Consider the following 23,855-nt stretch of genomic DNA (forward strand, 5'->3'; position numbering starts at 1 on the left):
AACGGGCCGGCCGGCGGACCCGCGGGTCCGCCGGCCGGCCCGTTCCGTCCGCTACTTCGCGCCCCGCCGCACCCGCGCCGCCGCACGGGCCTCGGCGGCCTGCCGGGCCTCGATGGTCTTGCGGGACTCCTTGCCCTTGCCGGGCCGCCCCGGCCGGGTGCCGATCCCGCGGAAGCCGAGGTCCGAGCCCGAGGGCCGGCCCTTGGCGTCGGTCGCCGCGGCCCCGGCGAGCGGTACGCCGGAGGGGGCCTTGGCGCCGGTGATGCGGCTCAGCGCGGCCTCGCCGGAACGGACCTGGGTGATGGTCGGCCGGATCTTGGCGTCGGCCATCAGCCGGACGATGTCGCGCCGCTGGTTCGGGGTGACCAGGGTGACGACCTTGCCGGACTCGCCGGCCCGCGCCGTGCGGCCGCCGCGGTGCAGGTAGTCCTTGCTGTCGGCCGGCGGATCCACGTTGACCACGAGGTCCAGGTCCTCGATGTGGATGCCGCGCGCGGCGACGTTCGTCGCGACCAGGACGTTCAGCAGCCCGTCCTTGAACTGCCCCAGGGTCCGGGTGCGCTGCGGCTGCGACTTCCCGCTGTGCAGCCCCTCGGCCCGTACGCCCATGGCGCGCAGGTGCTTCACGAACTGGTCCACCCCGTGCTTGGTGTCCAGGAACATCAGCACCCGGCCCTCGCGCGCCGCGATCTCGGTCGCGGCCGAGACCTTGTCGGCGGCGTGGATGTGCAGCACGTGGTGGTCCATCGTGGAGACGGAGGCCGACTGCGGGTCCACGGAGTGGCCGACCGGGTCCTTCAGGTACCGCTGGACCAGCTGGTCCACATTGCGGTCGAGGGTGGCCGAGAACAGCATGCGCTGACCCGCGTGGTGCACCTGGTCGAGGATCTCGGTGACCTGCGGCATGAAGCCCATGTCGCACATCTGGTCGGCCTCGTCGAGGACCACGATCTTCACGCGCTCCAGGTGCACGTCGCGCCGCCCGATGAGGTCGCTGAGCCGCCCGGGGGTGGCCACCACGATCTCGGCTCCGGTGCGCAGCGCGCCCGTCTGCTTGCCGATCGACAGACCGCCGACGACCGTGGCCATGCGCAGCTTCAGGGCCTGCGCGTACGGGGCCAGGGCCTCGGTCACCTGCTGTGCCAGTTCGCGCGTCGGTACGAGGACCAGCGCGAGCGGCCGCTTCGGGTCGGCCTGCTGGCCGGCCGTGCGGGCGAGCAGGGCCAGGCCGAAGGCCAGCGTCTTGCCCGAGCCGGTGCGCCCGCGGCCGAGGATGTCGCGGCCCGCGAGGGAGTTGGGGAGGGTCGCCGCCTGGATGGGGAACGGCTCCGCCACCCCCTGGTCGGCCATCGTCTTCACCAGCTCAGGGGGCAGGCCGAGCTCCGAGAAGGACTCCACCGGCGGCAGCGCCGGCGTGGTCGTCCGGGGCATTGAGTACTCGCCCTGGGGGCCGAGGGTCCGCGGGGTCTTCCCGCCGCCCTTCGCACCGCCCTTCGGGCCTGCCTTGGCTCCGGCCTTGATGCCGAAGCGCCCATGAGCCGACGGGTTCTTCATGCAGAACCTTCCGTGAGACGTACATGACGTACAAGACGTACGGGACATTCGAGATGTCCGGGATGTTCGGGTGCGCGACGTGAAAGTCGCGAAAAGACAAATTTTACCATCGGGGCTAGGGCGCCACGGGCCCGAGCTCAGCGGCCCGCACCCGGTCCAGATGGGCGGTGACCTCGGCCGTCGCGCGCCCGAACCAGTCGGCGATGACGGCGATCTCGTCGGGGGTGTACTCGGCGAACACCGCGCCGAGCCGGGCGTAGAAGGGCTCGTAGACGGCGAAGACCCGGGCGGCGGCGGCCGGGTCGGCGACCACCCGCACCCGGCGCCGGTCGGCGGGGTCGGGCTGCCGGCTCGCGTAGCCGGCGCGCTCCAGCCGGTTGAGGACTCCGGTCACGGCCCCGGTGGTGAGGTTCGTGAGCTCGGCGAGGTCGCCCGCGCCGAGCGGGTTCTCCCCGGCGCCCAGGATGTGCCCCAGGCAGGTCAGGTCCGTGACGTTCAGCCCCAGGAGCTGCGCCACCTCCTGCTGGCCGAGGATGCCGAGGGCGACGTACCGGTCCATGCGCGCGAGCGCCTCCTGGACCGTGGCCGCGGGGCGGGGCTTGCCCTGCACGCGAATACTCCTTAGCATCTAAGTTACTTAGCTCGTGAGATAAATGGCTTTCTCCGTGAGAGAACGCCTTCCGAGCCTACTGAACCGGCAACCGGAGGAGAACGATGAGCGCTCACGGCCACGTAGACCTCGGCCACACCGTGGCCGGCTGGACCGGAACCGCGATCGCCCTGGTGGGGACCGCGGCCGCCGGCGCGGCGGTGTGCGCGTCCTGGACCCCCGGCATCTGGATCGGCCTCGGGACCGTCGCGGTCGCGGGACTCGTCACCTGGGCACTGCACCTCGCGGGCTGGGGCAAGCCGAGCGGCCCCCGCCCGGAGAGCCAGTGGGACTGGCGGGTCCGCGACACCGTCGCGCACACCGGCCACGCCGACTGCCTGGGCTGCCGGCTCAGCGGGCCGCGGCGAGGGACCGCAGCAGCCCCTCGGCCTCGATCCGCCGCGTCGTTGCCCGCTGCGGATAGCAGCGCATGAACATCCGGGTGAAGTGCTCCCCGTAGTGGATCACCGCGCCACCCGGGCCGCCCGCGCCGCTCCCGCCGCCCCGGCCCTCCAGGGCCCGCCCGGGGTCGAGCGGGCGGATCCGGGCGCCGAAGCGCGGCTCGTGGAAGTACGCGAGGGCGTACCGCTCCCGGTCCGCGAGCAGCACCTTGTGCGGGGTGGACAGCAGCGCGCCGCCGGTCATGAACTGCAGGATGTCCCCGGGGAACACGGTCAGCACCCCCGCCACGGGCCGTACGAAGGTCCAGCCGGGCCGGTTCTCGGCGAAGCCCGCCGTGCTCTCGTCCGCCAGCCAGTTGCGCGGCCGGCTCTCGCCCGGCACGGGCGGCCGCACCCAGAGTCCGCCGACCTCGTCCTGGGCGGCGATCACGAGGAGTCCGTAGTCGGTGTGGGCGCCGATCCCGCGTCCGGAGGTCCGTGCGGCGGCCGGGAAGCGCAGCACCCGCATGTGGTGCCAGCCGTCGCGGGTCAGCCCCGCGAGCCGGTCGATGCCGGCCGGTCCGAGGCCGAGCCCGAGGGCCACGAGCCGCAGCAGCCGCTCGCCGAGCCCGCCGACGCCCGCGAGGTAGGCCTCCATGGCCGCCCGGTACCCCGGGTCGGGCCAGGGGACCGGGCCGTGGCAGGGCAGACCGGCGGCGGGGGCGGGGGCGGGATCGACGTCCGGGGTGATGGTGAAGATCTCCGAGGCGTCCGGCCGGCCCGCCGTGACCTCCTCGCCCGAGGCGGTGTACCCGCTGTACGAGGTGTCGTTGACGTGGGCGGCCTTCTCGGCCGCGGGCCTGGCGAAGAACCGCCGGCTCGCCGCGAGCGCGACCCGCGTACGGGCCTCCTGTCCGCCGTCGGCGGCGACCTGGAAGATCCCGTCGTGCTGCCAGGCGCGGACCATCGCCCCGCCCAGCACGGTGTCCGCCGCCGTCCCGGTGATCCGCCCCGGCACCCGGAACGTCTCGAGCTCGCCCATCTCCGTCCCCTCTCGGGTCTCTGGAAGGGCCTCCTGAAGGACCGCGGAAGGGCCCGTACGAAGGCCTGCTCCCTCGTTTCACGGATGGTGCGGAGAAAAGTTCGATTAGCCGTAGGCGCCCCGGTTGGCCGCGCTTGGCGTGTGCTCGGGCCGATCAATGGGCAGGATCGGGTCCGGCCGCGTGTGCGGCCGGTGGAACGTTGTGAAGGATCAGTACAGATGGCACAAGGCATCGTGAAGTGGTTCAACTCGGAGAAGGGCTTCGGCTTCATCCAGCAGGACGACGGCGGCCCCGACGTGTTCGTGCACTTCTCCGCCATCCAGACGACCGGCTTCAAGGAGCTGGCGGAGGGCGCGAAGGTGGAGTACGACGTCACGCAGGGGCCGAAGGGCCCCCAGGCGGAGCGGGTGAAGACGCTCTAGCACCGCTTCACGAGCCCGGCTCGTGACGTGAGCCCCGCCGGACCTCCGGCGGGGCTCACGCACGTCCGGTGCGTACCGGTAGCGTGGGCCGGATGATGACGGGCACGCCGGACAGCCGGCTGATCGTGTTGCGCGGCAACTCCGCCTCGGGCAAGTCCTCGGTCGCGCAGGGCATCCGCGACCGCCACGGCCGCGGGGTCGCGCTCGTGGGCCAGGACAACCTCCGGCGCGTGGTCCTGCGCGAGCGGGACGTGCCCGGCGCGGCGAACATCGGGCTCATCGGCAGCGTGGCGCGCTACGCGCTGGACCACGGCTTCCACGTGATCGTCGAGGGGATCCTCTACGCGGACCGCTACGGCCCCATGCTCGACGCCCTGCGCCGGGCCCACCGCGGGCGGACGCACTTCTACTACTTCGACGTGCCGTTCGAGGAGACCCTGCGACGCCACGCGGGCAAGCCGTACGCCGCCGAATACGGCGAGGCGGAGCTGCGCGAGTGGTTCCGGCCGCTCGACCTGCTGCCCGGGGACTGGGAAACGGTGGTCGGCGCCGAGGACTCGCTGGAGGACACCGTCGCCCGGGTCATGGCCGAGACCGGCCTGGGCGGACAGCACACCTAGGCCGTCTCTCTCGGATCTTGCCGGGCCCGCGACGCCTGGCACCGCGCCTGGCCGCGGGGGCGAGCCGGTCCGCACGCCGCGCTCCGCTCACGCCGGCGGCCGCCGCTTCCGCCACCTCCGCCGCGGAAGGCGGGGCAGGGGCAGGCGAACGGCCTCGAACACGGCGCGGACCATGTCGATGGCCCCGGTCGTGTGCACCGTCGCGTTCGTCACGGCGCCCTGCACGAACCTGTCGCGCAGCCGTCGGCTGCGGTCGAGTCCGTAGGCGCGTGGATCCGGTAGCGGCAGGGGCGGCGGGCCGAGCCGCGGCGGGATGGTCACCGGTGCAGTCTCGTCGCCGGAGGTGGCCCGGCGCGGTCGGAGGTGCGCGGGCGGGCGGTGGACCCGCCGCGGGGTGTCGCCGCCACCGCCATCGGCGCCCGCCCCGGTCCGGGCCCGGAGGGCGGGCTACCCCGCCCGGTGCAGGGCGATGAGGAGCAGCCAGATCCGGTCCGCCAGCTCGGCCGGGTCGGCCAGGTCGGCGGGGAACGCGCCGTGCAGCCAGTCCGCGAGGATCCCGGTGAAGGCGGCGGCCACCGCCGAGGCGACCAGGTCGGGGCGCGGCGCGCCCACCGCGGCGCGTTCGGCGCGGCTGCGGGCGCGCAGCTCCCGGTACAGGCGCTCGCCGAGCGGGCCCCCGCCGCCGGGCAGGAGCAGGGTCCGGTAGAGCGGGGAACGCTCGGCCGCGCCGCCGAGGAACGCGGCCAGCGCGGCCGGCGGCCGGGCCGGGGGAAGGGCCGCGGGGCCCGTCTGCCAGGCGTGCAGGGCGTCGACCGCCGCGTGCACGACCTCGGCGCACGCGTCCACCGCGAGCGCGGTGAGGTCCTCGTAGTGCAGGTAGAAGGTGGCCCGGCCGACGCCCGCCCGGCGGACCACCGCCGAGACGCTGACCTCGGCGAGCGGCCGGTCCGCGCATTCGGCGAGGAGGCTCTCGCGCAGCCGCGCCTTGGTGCGGGCGGTACGGGGATCGGAACGCGCAGCCGTACCGGCATCCGCACCCGGCCGGGCGGGCCGCTCCGTGCGCGGGCCGTCGGGGGTCACGCGGCGAGCAGCGCCGCGCCCAGGGCGAGGGCGCCCGGCAGGGCCTGCGCGATCAGGATGCGGCGGTTGGCGGTCGCGGCCCCGTACACCCCGGCGACGATCACGCAGACGAGGAAGAAGATCTGCGTGGCGAGCGAGTCGATGACGAGGGACCAGACCAGGCCGGCGGCCAGGAAGCCGTTGTACAGGCCCTGGTTGGCGGCCAGCGGAGCGGTCAGGCGGGCGGTGTCGGCGTCGAAGCCGGACAGGGCCCGGCCGGGCGGCCGCTGCCACAGGAACATCTCCAGCACCAGGAAGTACGCGTGCAGCGCGGCGACGAGGCCGATGAGGATCGATGCGACCGTGTGCACGGCCACCTCCCTGGGTGCGGGCGAGCGAGGCCGGTCCGTCCGACTTCCTGGACAACTGTACAGGAACTCGGCCTCGCGGCCGAGGGCCTGCGGCGCGGCTACGCTGACCGCATGACTGCGCTCGTATATGAAGACTTCACCCCCGGACACCACCGCGAGGCCACGCTGATCCGGCACGCGCTCGGCAGCGTGCACGAAGAGGCCCTGGTCGCGGGCCTGGCGGGCGGGATCGGCTTCATGTACTTCGTGTTCGAGTACGCCGGCCGGCCGCCGATGCCGACGATCGTCGCCCAGGCCCACCCCGAACCCTGGGTCCAGGTCGCCCTCGGCCGCCTGAACATCCCGTACGAGGCCACCCGCAGCGCCAAGCCGCGCTGGAACCGGGTCGAGGCGGCGCTGGACGCGGGCGCCCCGGTGTTCTGCACCGTCGACCGCTCCGCCCTGCCCTGGCACGGTCCCGCGCCGATGGCGGAGCTGGCCGCCGCCGATCCGTACGTGGTGGTCGTGGTCGGCCGCGAGGGGGACACCTACCACGTCGAGGACGGGGCGGGCGGGGCCCGGGCTCCCTACGAGATCGGCCGGGAGGAGTTCGGCGCGGCCTGGTCCGGACACAAGAAGGGCCGCCACCAGATGGTGGTGACCACCGGGAAGCCGGCCGGCGAGCCGGACCTGGACGCGGCCATCGCCGCCACCGTCTCCCGGCTCACCGGGCCCGTGCTGGGAAACCACTTCGACGTCAACTTCGGCTTCTCCGGCATGGAGAAGTTCGCCGCGCAGCTGCGCGACACCAGCACCAAGGCGGGCTGGGAGCGGCGGTTCGCCACGCCCGAGGCCTTCGCGCTGGGCGCCGGGCGGCTCTACGCCTGCCTCGAGGAGGAATGGACCGCCCCGGGCGCCACCCGGCCGCTGTACGCGGACTTCCTCGACCTCGCCGGGCACGGGGACGCGGCCGCGCTCTTCCGGGAGTCCGGGCGGCAGTGGTCGGGGCTCGCGGACCTGGCCCGTACGGCGGACCCCGCGGCGGACGCCGCCGGGCGACGGGCGTTCTTCGACGCCTGCGCGGAGTTCGTGGACGGAGCCCTGGCGCTGGAGCGGGAGGCGGCCGGGCTGCTGTCGACGGCGGCGGCCGAGTCCGCCGAGTAGGGCGGCAGGAGCCGTGTCAAAAGTTGAGTCGATCAATTTTTGACGCGGCAAAACCTCTGCGCGTACGGTGGACAAATCGTCCCCGATGACCCCTGAGGCCCCGTACCGCGCATGGAAATGACCCTCGTCTCGATCGCCGGCGTCACCAGCATCGTCGCCGTCGCCGCCTTCTCGAAGCGGCTCGGACTCGCCGCCCCGCTGATCCTGGTCGTCGTCGGCATCGCCCTCGGTTTCGTGCCGGGCATGCCGGCGCTCGCCATCGAACCCGAATGGGTCCTCGCCGGAGTCCTGCCACCCCTGCTGTACTCGACGGCCGTCAACATGCCCGCAGCCGACTTCCGCCGCAACATCAAGGCGATCAGCGGTCTCGCGGTCCTGCTCGTCGCCGTCACCACCCTCGGCGCGGGCTGGCTCTTCCACTGGCTCATGCCCGGCCTCGGCTGGCCCGCCGCCTTCGCCCTCGGCGCCGTGGTCAGCCCCACCGACGCGGTCGCCGCCACCTCCATGGGCAAGCAGCTGGGCCTGCCGTCCCGGCTGCTGACCATGCTGGAGGGGGAGGGACTCGTCAACGACGCCTCGGCGCTGGTGCTGCTGCGCTCCGCGATCGCGGCGATGGCCGGAACCGTATCCCTGGCCGGGGTCGCCGGGAACTTCCTCTTCTCCGTGGCCCTCGCCACCGCCGTCGGCATCCTCGTCGGACTGGTCAACGTCCGGGTCCGGGCGCTGCTCAAGGACAGCCTGCTGAACACGGCGATCTCCTTCGTCGTGCCCTTCGTGGCCTTCCTGCCGGCCGAGGAGTTCCACGCCTCCGGCGTACTCGCCGTCGTCGTCGCCGGCCTGGTCACCGGCCACCAGAGCCCGCGCTTCCTCAGCGCCCAGGACCGGCTGACCGAGGCGATGAACTGGCGCACCCTCGCCTTCCTGCTCGAAAGCGCGATCTTCCTCCTGATGGGCCTCGGCCTCAAGGGCCTCCTCGACGAGGTCGCCGCGGACGGGCTCAGCGCCACGCGCGCGCTGTTCATCGGCCTCGCGGCCGCCGCCCTGGTGATCGTGGCGCGCATGGTGTTCGTCGCCCCGCTCATCGCCTCCCTGCGCAAGGACGCCCGGCGGGCCGCCGAGAAGAAGCCCCGGCTCGACTGGCTGATGGACCGGCTCGGCGCCCCGGAGGGCGAACAGCGGACCAATCCGCTCCGGCCGCGCAGGGAGCTGTCGCCCCGGCGCCGGGAGCAGATGAAGGAACGCGTCACCCGGGCCTCGGCCGACGCCGACTTCAAGGTCAACGAAAGCCTCGGCTGGCGCAGTGGCGTGGCCCTGGCCTGGGCCGGGATGCGCGGGGCGATCACCGTCGCCGCGGCCCAGACCCTGCCCGAGGACACCCCGTACCGCCCCCAGCTGCTCCTCGTCGCCTTCGTCGTTGCCACCAGCACCCTGCTGCTCCAGGGCCTGACCCTGCCCGCCGTCATCCGCACGGTGAAGATCTCCGGCGACGACCCGGTCCGCTTCCAGGAGGAGTACCGGCGGCTGCTCGACGAGGTCGCCGCCGCCGGCCGGGCCGCACTGACGGACCCCGGCCTCGTGCGCGGTGACGGCAGTGCCTACTCGCCCGAGGTGCTGGCCAAGGTCCGCGAGGACGCCCGGCTGGACTTCGACTCCGACGGGCCCGTCCCCGTGCCCGACGGCGGACGCGAGCAGTACGTGGACCTGCGGCTCGGTGTGATCGCGGCCTCGCGGGACGCCGTACTGGCCGCCCGCTCGACCGGGATCTACAGCTCGCAGGCCATCAACCGGGCCCAGCAGGGGCTGGATCTGGACGAGGCCCTGTTCCAGCGTCTCGGAGCCGCCACCCGGGATTGAACCGGTGGGCCGGCGGGCCGGCGGGCCGGTGGGCCGGCGGGGCTCAGGCCTCCTCGATCGTGATCGCCGACACCGGACAGGCGCGGGCGGCCTCCCGCAGCAGCGGGCTGCCGCCGCCGTCCTCGCGGCCCGGCAGCAGCGCGCCGAAGCCGTCGTCGTCCTGGGTGAACACGCCCGGCGCGGTCAGGGCGCACTGGCCGGCCCCGATGCAGACGTCCGTGTCCACGGAGACGCGGGTGGGGTGCGGGGCGGGTGAGGACGGCGGGCGCATCGGACTCATCGGGCTCACCACGCCACGGGGAGTTCGATCATGCCCTGGACGGTGTCCCCGGGCTTGAACGGGATCCGGTCCGGATCGGCCGCCAGCCGCAGCCCGGGCAGCCGCTCGAAGAGGGTGCCGAGCGCGATCTCCATCTCGGCGCGGGCCAGGTTCTGGCCCAGGCACTGGTGGATGCCGAAGCCGAAGGCCAGGTGGTGCCGGGTGGGCCGGTACCAGTCCAGGGAGTCGGGCTCGGCGAAGACGGCCTCGTCACGGTTGATCACGGAGGTGGAGAAGATCACCCCGTCGTCGGCGCGCACGGTCACCCCGCCGATCTCGATGTCCTGGGTCGCCACGCGGAGCATGCCGTCCGCGATCGACAGGAACCGCATCAGCTCCTCCACCGCGGCCGGCATCAGGGAGGGCTCGGCACGCAGTTCGGCCAGCTGCCCGGGGTGGCTGAGGAGGGTGAAGGTGCCCAGCGAGATCATGTTGGCCGTGGTCTCGTGCCCGGCGATGAGCAGGATCGCGGCCAGCGCGACCAGCTCCTCGACATCGGTCTCGCCGGTCTCCAGGCGCCGCGCGATCAGTTCGTCCAGCAGTCCGTCGCCGGGCTTCTCGCGCTTGTGCCCGATGAGCTCGCGCAGGTAGCCGTTGAGCTGCTCGCGGGCATCCTCCACATCGGCGATCTCGGGGCCGCGCAGCAGCCGCCGCGACTGGTTCTCGAAGAACTCGTGGTCCGCGTACGGGACTCCGAGCAGTGCGCAGATCACCATCGACGGCACGGGCAGGGCGAAGGCCCCGACCAGTTCCGCACCCGGGCCGGCCGCGACCATCGCGTCGATCAGCCGGTCCACGGTCTCCTGGATCCGGGGGCGCAGTGCGGTGGTGCGCCCCAGGGAAAAGCTCGGGATCAGCATCCGGCGCTGGGTGTTGTGGACCGGGTCGTCCACGCCTAGCAGGGCGGCGCGGCGGTTGCGCAGGCCCTTGAAGCGCCGGGTGGGGGCCGGGAAGGAGAGGTTCTGCCGGTCGGCGGAGAGCCGGCCGTCGGAGAGCAGGGCACGCGCCTCGGCGTGGCCGGTGACCACCCACACGGAGCGGCCGTCGAAGAGGGTGACGCGGGAGAGCGGCCGGCCCGCCCGCAGGGGTTCGTAGGCCGCCGGGGGGTGGTAGGGACAGGTCCGGTCCTGGGGAAAGGCAACAGTCTTCTCGGACATACAGCACCTCGCACGCGATGGTTCCGTTTCGCCGGGTCCATTACATGCCTGAGGCACCTATCCGATCCATGTGACTTTCGGCCAGATCGCTCCCCTTCGCCCGAACGGCGCAAGCGGCGGCCCGGCCGGGTCTGCCGGCGGCCGGGGGAGGGGGATCAGACGTGTGCGCCGAGGAGCAGCCGGAAATCCTCCGCCGTCATCGGCCCGGCCTGGGCCGCCACCGCCTCGCCGCCCACGATGAGCACCGCGGTCGGGGCCCCCGTCACCTCGTACCGCTTGGTCTGGCCGGGGCAGCGGGTGATGTCCACGCGCACCGCCGTCAGCCGTGCCCCGTACTCCTGCGCCAGCCCGGCGACGACCGCGTCCATCGCGCGGCAGGGCCCGATGGCCTTCGGCCAGCTCCCGCAGAAGTAGGCGAGCACCGGTCCGCCGGTCATGGCCAGGATGAAGTCGAACTCCTGGTCCTCCAGTGGCTGGTGTACCCGACGTGCCATGGGTGGCGCTCCGCTTCGTGTGGCTTCGAATCGTTTTGTGCCGCTTCGCGCGTGGTGCGATCCGGACGGTTCCCATCATCGCCGCTCGGCCGCGATGGCGGTGCTCGCCCCCGCTCCCTCCGCTCCGTCCCCCGCCTGGCCAGGGCATTGTCAGTGCCGTCTGTGAAGCTGACCCGTATGGACGACAGGATGCTCCGGCGCCGGGTCTACGGCGCCGATCACGAAGACCCCGACCCGGGTCCGCTGCCGGGACACGCCTACGGAGAGCTCGTCGGCGGCCCCCTCGACGGACTGCTGCTCGACGTCACGGGCTGGAGCGGACCCCAGCTCGACGAGGAGGCCCGGCTGCCGACGGAGATAGGGCGCTACGGCCCGGGCGGCCGCGCCCACTACCGCCGGCGCCCGGCCGATCCAGGTCACTGGGACTGGACGGGCGACAGCCGCTGACGGGCGCGGATGGCCACCGACGTCGAGGGGACCGGCCGCCGCGCCGCCCCCGGCCGGTGTCAGCCCGCCGCGCCCCGGCTGACCTTGCGGGCCCACAGCACCAGGGGGACCTGCAGCGGCAGCCGGCCCACCGCCACGGCCCGCAGGGCGGGGGAGCGGTGACGGGCGTCGGCGGCCATCTTGACGTTCGCGGGGAACACGCCGACGAAGAAGGCGGCCGTCGCCAGCGCCGCGACCCGGCGGGTGCGCGGGTGGGCGACCCCGGCGGCCAGCGCGAGCTCCGCCACGCCGCTCGCGTACGTCCACTGGCGCGGGCTGCCGGGCAGCGAGCGCGGCACGATCGCGTCGAACTGCTTCGGGGCGACGGCGTGCGCCACCGCCGCCCCGGCCAGCAGACCGGCGAGCAGGAACGGCGAGGAAGGTATGCGCGGCATGGGGGTCCTCTCGGAGGGGCCTGGGCCCGGCGATCCTACTCGCCGGTAGTGACGTGCGGGGCGACCGCGGAAACCTCCGGCGCCGCGCCCGTGATCCCCGGCTCCCGGGCGCGTCCCGGAATTGCCCGAAGATTCTTCCGCGAAGCTGTCGATCCCGGCGTCTCCCGTTCGACGCAGGGGTGAGAGGCGGGGAAAGCCCCCGTCCTCCCCGACCGAGGAGTCACCATGCCGCGCTTCCTTTCGATGGTCCGCATCGACGAGCAGAGCCTCACCCCTGACACCCCCTTCCCCGCCGACTTCGAGCAGCGCATGGGCCGGCTGCTGGAGGAGATCACCAAGGCCGGGGTCATGCTGGACACCGCCGGCCTGCTCCCCACCTCCGAGGGGACCCGGGTCACCTGGTCCGGCGGCAAGCTCAGCTACACCGACGGGCCGTTCACCGAGACCAAGGAGGTCATCGGCGGGTACGCGCTCATGCAGTGCAAGGACAAGGACGAGGCGCTGGAGTGGACCAAGCGCTTCCTGGAGGTCCACCCCGAGCACTGGACCGTCGGGATCGAGCTGCGCCAGATCGCCGAGAACTGACCGACCGCACCGTCGCGCCGTTTGCCCTGCCCCGTCACGGCTGCTCTGATGGGTGGCCGTGACGGCAGTGAGTACGACCCGAGCGGTCGAAGCGGTGTTCAGGATCGAATCCGCGCGGATCATCGCGGGCGTTGCCCGGATCGTGCGCGACATCGGCATCGCGGAGGAGATCACCCAGGACGCGCTCGTCGCGGCCCTGGAACAGTGGCCGGATTCGGGTGTGCCCGACCGGCCGGGGGCCTGGCTGATGGCCACCGCCAAACACCGGGCCATCGACCTCGTCCGCCGCAAGGAGACCTACGCCCGCAAGCTCGCGGAGGTCGGGCGCACCCTGGAGGACGTCCCGCCGGCCGAGGACCAGGCCGAGCTCCCGGACCCCGAGGCCATCGACGACGACCTGCTGCGGCTGATCTTCACCGCCTGCCACCCCGTCCTCGCCACGGACGCCCGGATCGCGCTCACCCTGCGCCTGATGGGCGGCCTGACCACCCAGGAGATCGCCCGGGCCTACCTCTGCCCCGAACCGACGGTCGCCCAGCGGATCGTCCGGGCGAAGCGGGCACTGGCGAAAGCGGGGGTGCCGTTCGAGGTCCCGTACGGCGCCGACCGCGATGAGCGCCTCGCCTCCGTCCTGGAGGTCATCTACCTCGTCTTCAACGAGGGCTACTCGGCGACGGCCGGCGACGATCTCGTCCGCCCCGCCCTGTGCGAGGACTCGCTGCGCCTGGCCCGGGTCCTGTCGGGCCTGATGCCCAAGGAACCCGAGGTGCACGGGCTGGCGGCGCTGCTGGAGTTCCAGGCCTCCCGCATCGCCACCCGCACCGGCCCGGACGGCGAGCCGGTGCTGCTCGCCGACCAGAACCGGTCCAAATGGGACCGGATGCTGATCCGGCGCGGAGTCGAAGCCCTGCACCGGGCGGGCACCGGCCCCTACTCCCTCCAGGCCGCCATCGCCGGCTGTCACGCCGACGCCGTCCGCTACGAGGACACCGACTGGCCGACCATCGCCACCCTCTACGGGCGCCTGGTCCTGCTGATCCCGTCACCGGTGATCGAGCTCAACCGGGCCGTCGCCGTCTCCATGGCCGAAGGCCCGGCGGCGGCGCTCCCCCTGGTGGACGCCCTGGCGGCGGAACCGGCCCTGCGCACCTACCACTTGCTGCCGAGCGTACGGGGAGACCTGCTGGAGCGGCTCGGCCGCCGGGCGGAGGCCCGCGCGGAGTTCGAGCGCGCCGCCTCCCTCACCCGCAACGCCCGGGAGCAGACCCTGCTGCGCGAGCGCGCCGCCCGCCTGTCCGGCTGACCACGGGGCTCCGGCGGGGCGGCGGCTCAGGCAGATCGGAGGGTCGGAGGCCTGGCCGGTCAGGGGCGCCGGGCGAAGGCCGCCACGTCGCGCGGGGTCAGGGACCCCGGCCGGCGCGGCGCGGTCAGCGCGATGGGGCGGCGGAAGGAACCGTGCCGGGCGATCTCCCGGACCGTCTCGCGCAGGGCCTCCAGGAAGCCGTCCATCGTGCGGCGGGCGGCGGGGGTGTCCGAGTAGATCGAGTTCATGTGCAGCCCGTCCGCGTCCCGCTGGAACCAGGAACAGGCGCCGTTGGCCTGGGCCGACCACACGTGGGAGGTGGGCCGCCAGTCCTCGTGGCGCTCGGCGCCCGGGCACTTGCGCATGTCGATGTACGAGAAGAAGTTGACCGGGTAGGGCCAGGAGCGGGCGGCGAACTCCTCGGGCGCGAGCAGCTCCCAGGCCCGCACGAACGGCACGTCGATGTGGCCGATCATCTCGGTGAATCCGGCCCGCACGGAGGCCATGACCTGCGCGAAGTCCCGGCCGGGGGAGGCATCGAACTCGACGGGCATCGTGTTGACGAACCAGCCCACCGAGTTCGTCCACGCGGCACGGCCGCGCTCGCTCACCGGCATGAACCCCCGGTAGACGCCCGGACCGCCCGCCTCGCGCAGGCAGACGGCGACGGCGGCGAGCACGCCCATGAAGGGCTTCCCGTCGACCGCCAGGCAGGCCTTCTCGAACACCTCGGCCTCGGCGGCGTCCAGCAGCTGGGAGGCCTCGTTCACGATCGAGTACATCCGGCCCGGCTCCACACCCAGTTCGAGGGGGAAGCGGGGGAAGAAGTCGCCACCGCTGCGCGCGATGAACTCCTTCCAGTAGCCGAGCCGTTCGTCATCGGCGTCGATGGAGAGGTAGCGGCGCCGCTGCTCCTCGGCGAAGTCGAGATAGCTCGGCGCGGGCGCCGGGTCGGGCAGCTCCCCGCGGAGCAGGGCCTCGTAGCCGCTCTGCACCTCCTGGGCCACGATCGGCATCGACATGCCGTCGCAGACGATGTGGTCGAAGGCGAGGTAGACGGTCGCCGAGTCCTCGCGCAGCACCGCGCCCATCGTGAACAGCGGCCACGACAGGGTGTCGATGCTCCGCTTGAACCGATCCACCAGGAAGCGGGTCAGCTCCGCGTTGCTGTCGAAGGAAGCCACCTCGGCCGTGTCCAGGGCCAGTTGGGCGGCGGGGATCGGCGCGCACGCCAACTCACCGGCCAGCCGCCGGAACTCGCAGCGCAGCACCTCGTGCCGGCGGACGAAGGCCAGCAGCGAGTGTGTCAGGGCGTCCTCGTCCAGTGCGCCCGCGACCTCGAAGGTGACCGCGATCCACGATGCGACGGGATCGTCGGCCGCACGGCTCTCCTCGGCGACGGTGAAGTGCTTGTCCTGGTTGAAGGAGGCCCTCCTGTCCGCCGCGCCACCCGCGTCGGTGCTCTCCGCCGCCGTGGACCGCAACCGCCACTCGACGACCCGACCGGGTGCCATGTGGTGCATCTCCAGAGGAAACTGCCGCATTCCGTCATCCCTTCGACCCCCGAGTCAACCCCGAGCGCCTAACGACACCCGGGCCACGGAAGTGACGCGCACGCGACGGTTCACCAGTCGACGCACCGCGCGGGCCGGAGCACGCGCCCCGCGCCCACCGACGTCCCGGTGACGCGGAGCACGGCCTCGCCCTCGCCGGTGTGCGCCGTCCAGCCGGGCTCGACGGTGAGGGTGCCCGGCTCGTCCCCGTACGGGTCCACGTGCGCGGGCGGCCCGGTCAGCCGGCCGGTGAGCAGCCCGTGGGCGATGCTCCACCCGGCGCCGGCGTCCAGCACGCGGAGCACCTCGAACCGCCAGTGCCGGTCCAGGGCGGCGCGCAGCTCGCGGTCGCGGCGGGCGGGTCCGCCGGGCTTGAGCGGGTGAGCGCGCACCAGGTCGGCCACGGCGCAGCACTGCAGCACGCCCCCTGCGGTCCGCTCGGCGCCGGGCTCGGGGGAGCGGTCAAGGATGCCGTCGAGCACGCCCAGTGCGGCCGCGGCCGCCGGGGAGCTGCCGTGCTCGGCGATGCCCAGCAGGATCGGCACGGCCGGCACGCACGCCGGGCCGAGGGTGAGCTCGAAGTCGTCGACGAGCGCGCTGTCCTCCAGCAGCCGGGTCCCCGCGCTCGCCGCCTCGTTGAGCAGCCGGGCCCCGGCCAGCCGACGCAGCTCGCCGCCCGTGTCGCAGACGCGGCGCCGGCCGGTGTGCGCGGACCAGTCCACCGCGTCGATCTCCGCGAGCACCGCCGCCAGGGCCGGGTTCACCGCGGCCGCCGCAGCAAGGCGCGCAGGCCGCGCGGGCGCGGGGTGCGCGGGGTGTCCGGCGCCGGCTGGGCGGCGGGCTCGTCCGGAGTGCGGGGCGCGCCCTGGGCGCCGGGTGGGTCCTGGGCGTCGAGCACGTCCGCGAGGCGGGTCAGGAAGGTGCGGAACTCGGACTCGGCGTAGGGCCGCTGTCCCGGGTACGGCGCGAACGCCGAGGCGAGTGCGGAGTCCGAGACCACGGCTTCGCGCAGGCCCGCGGCCTGCCGGGGCAGGGGCTGCGGGCTGATCGGCTCCTCGCGCATGCCGAGTGCGAAGCGGCGTACCAGTTCCCCGTCGAGCTCCGAACCGGCGTTGCGGAACTTCGCGTTGTACAGGATGCCGTTGACCAGACCGGTCACCCACGGCTCCGTCATCCTCGTCCCCCTCCAGGGTCAGCCCGCGGCCGGGCCCGCCGCCTCGTCCGGGCCCGCCGCCTCGTCCCGGCCCACAGCCTCGCCCCGGCCCGGCGCCGAGGCGTCGTCGGGACGCAGCTCGATGTGGTCCCCGGCCAGGTCCACCGCCACCCGGTGTTCCATCCCCAGCGCCTCCAGGAACTTCTGCGGGAGCTGGACCCGCCCCGTACGGTCCAGCATCACGTACTCGCGCTCGCTCACCGACTCGGCGCCGTGCTCGTCGGTGACCGTGCGGCGCAGCACCTCGCTGCTCGTGCGGCCGTCGCGCATCGCCACCGTGCGCCGGACCTCGCCCGCCACGAGCGGGTCGTGGGTCACGATGACCACCGTCGCGCCCAGTTCCCGGTTGACGGTCCGGAACGCCTCGAAGATCGCGCCGCCCGTCTCGGAGTCCAGCTCACCGGTCGGCTCGTCGGCGAGCAGCACCGACGGATCGTTCGCCATAGCCACCGCGATGGCCACGCGCTGCTGCTGGCCGCCCGAGAGCTCGGCGGGCCGGCGGTCCGCCAGCTCACCGATCTCCAGGGCTTCGAGGAGCTCGCCGGTGCGGACCGCGTGCCGTCTGGCGGCCGCGCGCCGGCCGCCCTTCAACTGCATCGGCAGGGCGATGTTCTGCGCCGTCGTCAGGAAGGGGAGCAGGTTGCGGGCCGTCTGCTGCCAGACGAACCCGACCGCCTCGCGCCGGTAGCGCAGCCGGTCGCGCGCGGACATCTCCAGCAGGTCGTAGCCGCCGACGCTGGCGGTGCCGGCCGTGGGCACGTCCAGGCCCGCCAGGATGTTCAGCAGCGTGGACTTGCCGCTGCCCGACGCGCCGACCAGGGCCATCAGATCGCCCTGCCGCACGGTCAGTTCCAGCCCCTGCAGGGCCTGTACCTCGACCCCGTCCGTGCTGAAGATCCGCACCAGGCGGTCGCAGGCGATGGCCGTGTCCGCGCCGTGCTTGCGGGGCGCGGCAGCGGCCAGGGCCTGCTGCCGCAGCTCGTCGTAGGTGGGCTGTTCGCTGTTCACCGCTGGTCTCCCGCTCTCAACTCGGTCGTGATCTGTCGCCTGCCGGACACCGCCGCCTCCGCGAGCACGGCCCCCGAGACCAGGACGGCCAGGCCCAGGGCCTGGGTCAGCACGGGCCGTACGAGGACCGGCAGGCCGGCCGCCACCTTCGCGCCGACCAGCGTCGACAGGTCCACGGCCGGGCCCAGCAGGGCGACGGCGCCCACCGCGACCAGGGCGCCGCCGAGTGCGGCGGCCAGCGCCAGGGGCACCGACTCCGCCAGGATCAGCAGCAACCCCTGCCGGGGCCGCAGCCCCATCGTGCGCAGTCGCGCCAGGAGCGCCGCACGGTCGGGTGCGGCCCTGACCAGGGTCAGCAGGACGGCCAGCAACGCGAAGCCCGCGGCGCCGGCCAGGGAGGCCCAGAAGAGCCGCTCGGCGGAGCGCTGGAGCGGGTCGGAGCCCAGTTCGTCCGCCGCCGCGCTGCTGGTACGGATGCGGTACCGCTCGGCGGCGGCCGCCGGGTCCTGGGCGCGGACCAGCTGCTCCAGCCGGTGCTGGCTGATCCCGCCGAGCGCGAACCAGTAGTTGGGCAGCCCCATCTGGGGCACCGCGGCCAGCACCGGACCGGCGGGCAGCACCACGGTGGTGGACTTGGCGCCCGGCCGGGCGGGCGTGCCGTCGAGCACGCCCACGACCTTCAGCTGCAGCTCCCCGCCGTTCTCCAGCCGCAGCCGGTAGCCGGTGGTGTCGTCCGCCGCGAGGTCCCCGCTGATCAGCGCGGGTACCGTCGCGCCCGAGGTACCCGCGGCGCCCGTCGCCAGGACCGCCGGATCGAACCGGCCGCGCCCGACGGCGCCGGACAGCTTCGCGTACTCCACGGGGTCCGCGACGATCACGGAGATCTGGGTGTTGCCCGCCTTGGTGCCGGTGAGGAAGACGTTGTCGTCGCTCCACACCTTCACCGAGGCCCGTACGCCGGGCAGCGCGGCCGCGGCGTTGACGAGCGGCTGCGGAAGCGTGCCGCTGGGCGCCGAGATCTGCGCGTCGCCGCCGACCGCCTCGCGCGCCGTCCGGAGCCGGGCGTCGCCCACCGCGTCCAGCACGGTGGCGCCGAAGCCGCCGGTGGTCACGGCCAGCAGCATCGCGATCAGCGGCAGTACGGAGGGGCGGGCCCGCCCCGCGGTGCCCCGCGCGGCGCGCGCCAGCCCGAGGAAGCCGATCAGTCCCGGACCCCGCCCGGCCGCCCGGGCCATGGCCCCGACCAGGGCGGGCTGGAGCCGGGCCAGCAGCAGGCCGCCGCAGAGCGCGAGCAGCAGCGGGGCGGCGATCAGCAGCGGGTCCGCTCCGGCGCCGGCCGGGGCGACCCCGCGCGACTGCACCTCGTGCACGGCGGCCGCGGTGGCGGCCAGCACGAGCAGCTCGGCGACGAGGCGCCGTCGGGGGCCCGGCCCGCGCCTCGGCGACAGCAGTACGGCGGCCCGTAGCGGGAAGGCCAGCAGCGCCAGGACCGTGGCCGCCGCGGCGGCCAGCAGGGTGCCCGCCAGGCGGGGCGTCGGGAGCAGGACCACGGCGAGCACCGTCGCGAGCGCGGCGGCGGGCAGGACCGTGACGGCGTTCTCCGCGAGCAGTCGGCGCACGATGCCCGCGCGCGAGCCGCCGCGGGCCAGCAGCAGGCGCAGTTCGGCCTCCCGGCGGTCCCCGGTCAGTCCGGCCGCCAGACAGAACACCACGAACGCCACCCCGGCCACCCCGGCCGGACCCATCGCGCCGAGCGGCGCGGCCGCCTGGCGCCGGGCCTCGGCCAGCGTGAACAGTTCGGGCAGGCGGGAGGTGACGCGCAGATCGCTCCGGTGGGTCTCCCGCGTCAGGCGCGTCGCGGTCGGGCCGTTCACGTAGGACGCGACCGCCTTCGCGGTGGCGGGCAGTTGATCGGCCCGCAGGGTCCCGGTGTCGACGGGGATCCGCCAGAAGTCCCGGGCGTGCCCCTCGCCCCACCGGGCGAGCCCGTCCAGTGCCTCCGGGCCGGTGAGGGCCGCCGTGCGCCAGTACGGGATCGGCGGGTGGGTGGAGGTCTGGAGCAGGCAGGCGCGGGTGAGGCAGCCGGTGTCGGTCCAGAAGTCCTCGGCCGCGTCGTTCGCGGTGTAGAGGCCGACGACCTCCGCCTTGACGGTGGTCATGGCCTCGCCGGTGGTGGTCTCCAGCACCATCCCGACCCGTACGCCGAGGGTCTTCGCCGCGCTCTGCGACAGCGCGATGGCCATGGGACCGCCCGGCGTGGAGGCGGCACCCGGCCAGCGCCCTTCGACCAGCCGGACGTGGTCGGCGGCCTCGCGCAGATGGTAGAGCCCGAGCTGGGGAGGCATGCCCTCGGGGGCGGCGAGTCCGGGAGTGGACAGGGAACGGGCGTCGGCGGAGGTCCCGTGGACGGGGCCCTCGGGAGCGACGCCGAAACCGGGGGCGGTCCGGGCCACCAGGGTGGCCAGTACCTCGTCCAGCTCCTGCGGGGACTGCTCCCCGTAGCGGGGGCGCGCGGTCAACGTCAGGCTGGTCTGGCCGGGGCCGCGGGACTCCAGGAAGGAGCGCAGCGCCTGGTCCGTGCCCCGGTCCACGGCGCGCGGCAGCGCGGCGGCGAGCAGGACGGCGACGAAGGCCAGGGCCGCGCCGAGCAGCGTGCTCAGCGGGGTCGCGCGCAGCCGGGTCCGCACCCAGGGCGCGGGCGGGGGCGGGGCGGGCCGGGAGGTCCCGGCCGATCCCCGCGGGCCGGTCCGCGCCGGGTCCGCGTCGCCCGGGGTCCGCCGGTCGGCGTCGGTCGGGGCCGGCCCGGTCATATGTCCTCCACGTGCCGCAGCCGGTCGGCTGTGTTCGAGCGGTTCTGATTGCGCCGGCCGCCGAAGACCGCCGACAGCAGCGGGACCGCCGCGATGGCGGCGGCGAGCAGCAGGGTCCGTGCCGCGGGCAGGTCCACCAGCACCTCCGGTACCGGGCGGCCCGCGGCCGGCGTCAGCACGGTCAGCGGTACGACGAGATGGACGATGACCACGCCCAGCGCCAGCCCGACGGTGGTTCCGAGCCCCACCAGCACACAGCTCTCGGCCGTGGCCGTACGGGCCAGGTCCCGGCGCCGGGCCCCCAGCGCGAGCAGTACCGAGAACTCCCGGGCCCGCTCGCGGACGGCCGCCGTGGCGGAGGCCGCGAAGCCGATCGCCGCGAGGACCGCGCAGGCCACGGCGAGCGCGGCGAGCGCGCCCTGCGGGCCCGCGCTGAGCGGGTCGTCGAGCAGGGTCGCGGCCACTTCGCCGCGCAGCCGCACCTGCTGGGAGCCCGCGCCGGAGCGCAGTTCGGCGGCGGCCCGGGCCGGCGCCGGATCGTCGGCGGAGGCGGCCGGCAGCCACCACTCGCCGGGCGTCGGCAGCTCCAGACCGCCGGCCGCGAGCACCCGGCCCGCGGTGGCCAGGTCGACGGCGATCGCGGTGTCCCCCGCGACGGGCAGCGAACCGATCGCGGCGGTGATCCGGACCGGAAGGGTGGCGCCGCCCAGCTGGACGGGGACCAGATCGCCCACGGCCCCGCCGATCGCATCGAGGTACGCCCGGGTGGCGATGCCCGGTACCTCGGCGGCCGGAGCGGGACCCGGCGTCAGATCGGCCTCCACGCCTCCGCGTTCGCCGGAACCGTCGCGGTAGCGCAGCCGGACCAGCTCGGGGCCGCCCGCGGCCGGTCCGGCCGGGAGCAGTTCGGCGGAGGGGCTGCCGTCGGTGAGCGACGGAGCCGACAGATTCCAGCCGGGTGCGGCCGCGGCGACCGGGACGGCCGCGCCGTCCTGGGTCTGCGCGACCGCGAGGCTCCGTACCGTCAACTCGTCGAAGATCTTGACCACTTCGCCGGGCTTGCGCGGATCGAGCTCGGCGCCGTTGTTCAGGTCGGTGCCCGGGAGCGTGCCTTCCCGGTCGTACGAGAATACGAGCCCGGCCACGCTCAGCGGAGTGGCGGCCGACCCGACCGGGGCGCCGATCAGCGAGCCGATGTACATCGGCACGGTGGCGTGGCCGCTCTCCGGGAGCTGGGCCATCGCAGCCCGGTAGGTGATGCCGAACCGGTCGCGCAGCAGCAGGCTGAGGCCGGGCCGGCCGCCCGCGCCGGTGGACCGGACCGAGACGGAGACGTCGATGCGCTGGGGGTGGCCGGGGAGGGGGATGCCGGTGGTGGCGGCGGCCGTGCCCGGGGAGGGCTGGGTCGGCGCGGGTGCGAGCGGGGCGAACAGCTCCCGCATGCCGCGCCCGTCACGCAGGTCGGCCCGCAGGCCGACCCGGTCGGCGACGGCCGCCGCGTCCAGCGCCATCACCTGTCCGGTGCGCCCGCCCGGCAGTTCGTGCGGGGTCCGCAGCACCGGCATCACGCGCTCCCCGCCGGGCAGCGCCGCGTACCGGCCGCCCCGGCCCATCGCGGGCAGGTCGCTGCGGGAGATCAGCAGGCCCCCGGCCGTGGTGAAGTCGGCCTGGTCGCGCTGGGAATCGGACCAGGCCGTGTGCTGGCCCAGGGCGAGGACCCCGCTGGAGACGGCGAGTACGAGCAGCAGCACCGGCCCGGTGGCCCGTCCGGGCCGGCGGGCGAGCTGCCAGCCGACGAGCGCCGGACCCAGGCCCCGGCCCCGGGCGGCGATCCGCGCGCCGAGCCGCGCCGCGAACGGCAGCAGCCGCAGCACCAGCAGCGTGCCCGCGCACAGCGCCAGCGTCGGCGCGGCGACCAGTACCGGGTCCACGCCGAACAGCCCGCCGGACCGGGCCGCCGCCGGGCCGGGCGCGCCCGCCCCGTACCGGGAGAGCTGCTCGTACGCGAGTACGGCCAGGGCCACCAGTGCCAGGTCCGCGCCGGAGCGGGCGGCACCGGCGACGAGCGCCTGGCGGCGGCCGGTCCGGTGCAGGGCGGCGGCAGCGGCTCCGCGCAGCACCACGGGCAGGGTGGTCAGCGCGACGCAGCCGAGGGCGCAGCCCGCCGCGACGGGCCAGAGCAGCCAGCTCCGGGTCACGTCGAAGGGGACGTGGGCCAGCGAGCCGTAACCGCCGAGCAGGCGCAGCAGCGACGGGGTCAGCAGCGGCGCGAGGAGCGCGGCGGGCAGCGCCAGCAGCAGCGACTGGGCCGCGGTGAGCACGCCGAGCCGTCGGCGGGAGGCGCCGCGCGCGGTGAGCAGCGCGCGCTCCCCGGCCTGGCGCTCCGTCAGCAGGTGCGACACGAGCAGGAGCGCCGCTCCGGCCAGGACGGCGAGTTGCAGGGCCCCGACCAGGAGGGTGGACCGGGCTACGGTCAGACCCGACCCCAGCTCCCCGAGCAGCACCGGGAGCTGGGTGTCGGAGCGCAGGCCGGAGACCCGCAGGAGCGCTTCGGAGGCCTTGGCCGTCCGGTCCCGCACCGCCTCGGCCCCGGCGGGGTCGACGGTGGCGAAGTCGGGGGTGAGGAGCACCGCGCGGCTGTCCTGCGGCAGGCCGCCGGCGGTGAACGCGGAATCGTCCACCAGCAGCGGGCCGTACGTGGCGAACCCGGCCACCTGGAGTCCGCGGCCGCCGAGTGGATCGAGCCGCCAGTACGGGGACTCCGGGTCGGCGGGCCGGTAGACGCCGGTCACCAGCACGGTCAGGGGGGAGCCGCCGTACCGGTCGGCGAGGCGCACCTCGGCGGGCAGCGCCCCCTCGGCCAGGCCGAGCCGGTCCAGTGCCGCCTTGGGCACGGCTACGGGCACGCGAACGCCCGGACCGGAGACCGGTCCCGCGACGGGCTGCGGCCACGCACCCGCGAGGAGTCGTACGCGCTCCTTGGCGAAGGCCGCCAGCAGCGTCAGGTCGGCTTCCTTGCCGGGGGTGTTGGGGCCCGGCAGTCCGTACGAACGGCTGCGCGCCACGCTCTCGGCGGCGGCCGGCAGCGGGCCGAACAGCTCGCGCGCGAAGCCCCGTACCGCCTCGTCGTCCTTGGCGCGGTCGGCCGCCGGGTGCCCACCGGTGACCAGTACGGTGCTGCGTGCGTGGCCGGGTCCCCGGATGGCCTGGCGCAGTCCCGCGTCGCCCACGGTGCGGGTGAACGCGAAGAGCGCCGTCAGCACCGTCGTGGTGATCAAAACGGTCAGCAGCACGGCGGCTGCGAGCGGCAATCGCCCGCGCAGCCGGCGCACGACGAAGCCGAGCATGTGCCTGTTCCTCCCCCGCACCGGACTGGTGGCCCCGGATAGCGGACGATGCTGCCAGATTCGAACAGATAGCGGAAGGGACTTGCGTGA

General features: G+C 74.5%; 24 protein-coding genes. 8 read left to right on the forward strand and 16 right to left on the reverse strand.

Annotated features, from left to right (window positions below; genetic code table 11):
• Positions 1-51: 51 nt before the first annotated feature.
• Positions 52-1,554, reverse strand: a complete 1,503-nt coding sequence (locus tag OG904_RS29215; protein ID WP_405496037.1) for a DEAD/DEAH box helicase — start codon at positions 1,552-1,554, stop codon at positions 52-54.
• Between the two features lie 115 nt (positions 1,555-1,669).
• Complete coding sequence (locus OG904_RS29220) at positions 1,670-2,164, reverse strand: MarR family transcriptional regulator (RefSeq protein WP_405496039.1); 495 nt, start codon at positions 2,162-2,164, stop codon at positions 1,670-1,672.
• A gap of 104 nt (positions 2,165-2,268) precedes the next feature.
• Between OG904_RS29220 and OG904_RS29225 the strand changes: the two genes are divergently transcribed.
• On the forward strand, positions 2,269-2,637 hold the full coding sequence (locus OG904_RS29225; RefSeq protein WP_405496041.1) for an HGxxPAAW family protein: 369 nt from the start codon (positions 2,269-2,271) through the stop codon (positions 2,635-2,637).
• On the opposite strand, the gene OG904_RS29230 is transcribed toward OG904_RS29225, so the two are convergent.
• Positions 2,555-3,625, reverse strand: a complete 1,071-nt coding sequence (locus OG904_RS29230) for a 2-oxoglutarate and iron-dependent oxygenase domain-containing protein (protein WP_405496043.1) — start codon at positions 3,623-3,625, stop codon at positions 2,555-2,557. The two genes, OG904_RS29225 and OG904_RS29230, sit on opposite strands and share 83 nt — an antisense overlap.
• 219 nt (positions 3,626-3,844) lie before the next feature.
• Here OG904_RS29230 and OG904_RS29235 point away from each other — a divergent pair, with 219 nt between their 5' ends.
• Complete coding sequence (locus OG904_RS29235; protein WP_405496045.1) at positions 3,845-4,048, forward strand: cold-shock protein; 204 nt, start codon at positions 3,845-3,847, stop codon at positions 4,046-4,048.
• 95 nt (positions 4,049-4,143) lie between these two features.
• The gene (locus OG904_RS29240) at positions 4,144-4,668 is read left to right on the forward strand and encodes a kinase (protein ID WP_405498347.1); all 525 of its coding nucleotides are present in this window, start codon (positions 4,144-4,146) and stop codon (positions 4,666-4,668) included.
• Between the two features lie 87 nt (positions 4,669-4,755).
• On the opposite strand, the gene OG904_RS29245 is transcribed toward OG904_RS29240, so the two are convergent.
• The 3 genes from OG904_RS29245 to OG904_RS29255 all read right to left on the reverse strand — a co-directional run bounded on the left by OG904_RS29245 (position 4,756) and on the right by OG904_RS29255 (position 6,098).
• On the reverse strand, positions 4,756-4,989 hold the full coding sequence (locus OG904_RS29245) for a hypothetical protein (protein WP_405496047.1): 234 nt from the start codon (positions 4,987-4,989) through the stop codon (positions 4,756-4,758).
• Positions 4,990-5,115: 126 nt separating this feature from the next.
• Positions 5,116-5,748 carry a TetR/AcrR family transcriptional regulator gene (locus OG904_RS29250; RefSeq protein ID WP_405496049.1) on the reverse strand — a complete coding sequence of 211 codons (633 nt, stop codon included), beginning with the start codon at positions 5,746-5,748 and terminating at the stop codon, positions 5,116-5,118.
• Positions 5,745-6,098 carry a DUF1304 domain-containing protein gene (locus OG904_RS29255; RefSeq protein ID WP_112449245.1) on the reverse strand — a complete coding sequence of 118 codons (354 nt, stop codon included), beginning with the start codon at positions 6,096-6,098 and terminating at the stop codon, positions 5,745-5,747. Before OG904_RS29255 ends, OG904_RS29250 begins: the two co-directional genes overlap by 4 nt.
• A 111-nt stretch (positions 6,099-6,209) precedes the next feature.
• Between OG904_RS29255 and OG904_RS29260 the strand changes: the two genes are divergently transcribed.
• A complete protein-coding gene (locus tag OG904_RS29260; RefSeq protein WP_405496051.1) occupies positions 6,210-7,241 on the forward strand; it encodes a BtrH N-terminal domain-containing protein in 1,032 nt (343 codons plus the stop codon).
• A 111-nt stretch (positions 7,242-7,352) separates the two neighbouring features.
• The gene (locus OG904_RS29265) at positions 7,353-9,095 is read left to right on the forward strand and encodes a cation:proton antiporter (protein ID WP_405496053.1); all 1,743 of its coding nucleotides are present in this window, start codon (positions 7,353-7,355) and stop codon (positions 9,093-9,095) included.
• 43 nt (positions 9,096-9,138) lie between these two features.
• On the opposite strand, the gene OG904_RS29270 is transcribed toward OG904_RS29265, so the two are convergent.
• The 3 genes from OG904_RS29270 to OG904_RS29280 form a co-directional block, all read right to left on the reverse strand.
• Complete coding sequence (locus OG904_RS29270) at positions 9,139-9,375, reverse strand: ferredoxin (protein WP_405496055.1); 237 nt, start codon at positions 9,373-9,375, stop codon at positions 9,139-9,141.
• Between the two features lie 5 nt (positions 9,376-9,380).
• The gene (locus OG904_RS29275; protein WP_405496057.1) at positions 9,381-10,571 is read right to left on the reverse strand and encodes a cytochrome P450; all 1,191 of its coding nucleotides are present in this window, start codon (positions 10,569-10,571) and stop codon (positions 9,381-9,383) included.
• Positions 10,572-10,726: 155 nt separating this feature from the next.
• A complete protein-coding gene (locus tag OG904_RS29280) occupies positions 10,727-11,065 on the reverse strand; it encodes a thioredoxin family protein (protein ID WP_405496059.1) in 339 nt (112 codons plus the stop codon).
• A 177-nt stretch (positions 11,066-11,242) separates the two neighbouring features.
• Here OG904_RS29280 and OG904_RS29285 point away from each other — a divergent pair, with 177 nt between their 5' ends.
• Positions 11,243-11,512 carry a hypothetical protein gene (locus OG904_RS29285; RefSeq protein WP_405496061.1) on the forward strand — a complete coding sequence of 90 codons (270 nt, stop codon included), beginning with the start codon at positions 11,243-11,245 and terminating at the stop codon, positions 11,510-11,512.
• 59 nt (positions 11,513-11,571) lie between these two features.
• Here the strand turns inward: OG904_RS29285 and OG904_RS29290 are convergent, their stop codons facing one another.
• Complete coding sequence (locus OG904_RS29290; protein WP_405496063.1) at positions 11,572-11,946, reverse strand: hypothetical protein; 375 nt, start codon at positions 11,944-11,946, stop codon at positions 11,572-11,574.
• Between the two features lie 225 nt (positions 11,947-12,171).
• On the opposite strand from OG904_RS29290, the gene OG904_RS29295 reads away from it, so the two are divergent.
• Together OG904_RS29295 and OG904_RS29300 are read left to right on the forward strand one after the other, a co-directional pair.
• Positions 12,172-12,531 (forward strand): YciI family protein, encoded by a 360-nt coding sequence (locus tag OG904_RS29295; protein WP_405496065.1) that lies wholly within the window; start codon positions 12,172-12,174, stop codon positions 12,529-12,531.
• 67 nt (positions 12,532-12,598) lie between these two features.
• Positions 12,599-13,834, forward strand: a complete 1,236-nt coding sequence (locus OG904_RS29300) for an RNA polymerase sigma factor (RefSeq protein WP_405496067.1) — start codon at positions 12,599-12,601, stop codon at positions 13,832-13,834.
• Positions 13,835-13,893: 59 nt separating this feature from the next.
• Here OG904_RS29300 and OG904_RS29305 read toward each other — a convergent pair whose 3' ends face one another.
• The 6 genes from OG904_RS29305 to OG904_RS29330 form a co-directional block, all read right to left on the reverse strand.
• Entirely contained in the window at positions 13,894-15,378 is a 1,485-nt protein-coding gene (locus tag OG904_RS29305) for a condensation domain-containing protein (protein WP_405496069.1), read from the reverse strand.
• An 80-nt stretch (positions 15,379-15,458) separates the two neighbouring features.
• Complete coding sequence (locus OG904_RS29310) at positions 15,459-16,151, reverse strand: hypothetical protein (protein WP_405496071.1); 693 nt, start codon at positions 16,149-16,151, stop codon at positions 15,459-15,461.
• Entirely contained in the window at positions 16,148-16,561 is a 414-nt protein-coding gene (locus tag OG904_RS29315) for a hypothetical protein (protein ID WP_405496073.1), read from the reverse strand. Before OG904_RS29315 ends, OG904_RS29310 begins: the two co-directional genes overlap by 4 nt.
• A gap of 18 nt (positions 16,562-16,579) precedes the next feature.
• The gene (locus OG904_RS29320; protein ID WP_405496075.1) at positions 16,580-17,608 is read right to left on the reverse strand and encodes an ATP-binding cassette domain-containing protein; all 1,029 of its coding nucleotides are present in this window, start codon (positions 17,606-17,608) and stop codon (positions 16,580-16,582) included.
• Positions 17,605-20,418 carry a hypothetical protein gene (locus OG904_RS29325; protein WP_405496077.1) on the reverse strand — a complete coding sequence of 938 codons (2,814 nt, stop codon included), beginning with the start codon at positions 20,416-20,418 and terminating at the stop codon, positions 17,605-17,607. The genes OG904_RS29320 and OG904_RS29325 overlap by 4 nt, the downstream gene beginning before the upstream one ends.
• A complete protein-coding gene (locus OG904_RS29330) occupies positions 20,415-23,765 on the reverse strand; it encodes an ABC transporter permease (RefSeq protein ID WP_405496079.1) in 3,351 nt (1,116 codons plus the stop codon). The genes OG904_RS29325 and OG904_RS29330 overlap by 4 nt, the downstream gene beginning before the upstream one ends.
• Positions 23,766-23,855 lie beyond the last annotated feature (90 nt).

This window comes from Streptomyces sp. NBC_00096, from assembly GCF_045041305.1.
Classification (GTDB): Bacteria; Actinomycetota; Actinomycetes; order Streptomycetales; family Streptomycetaceae; genus Streptomyces.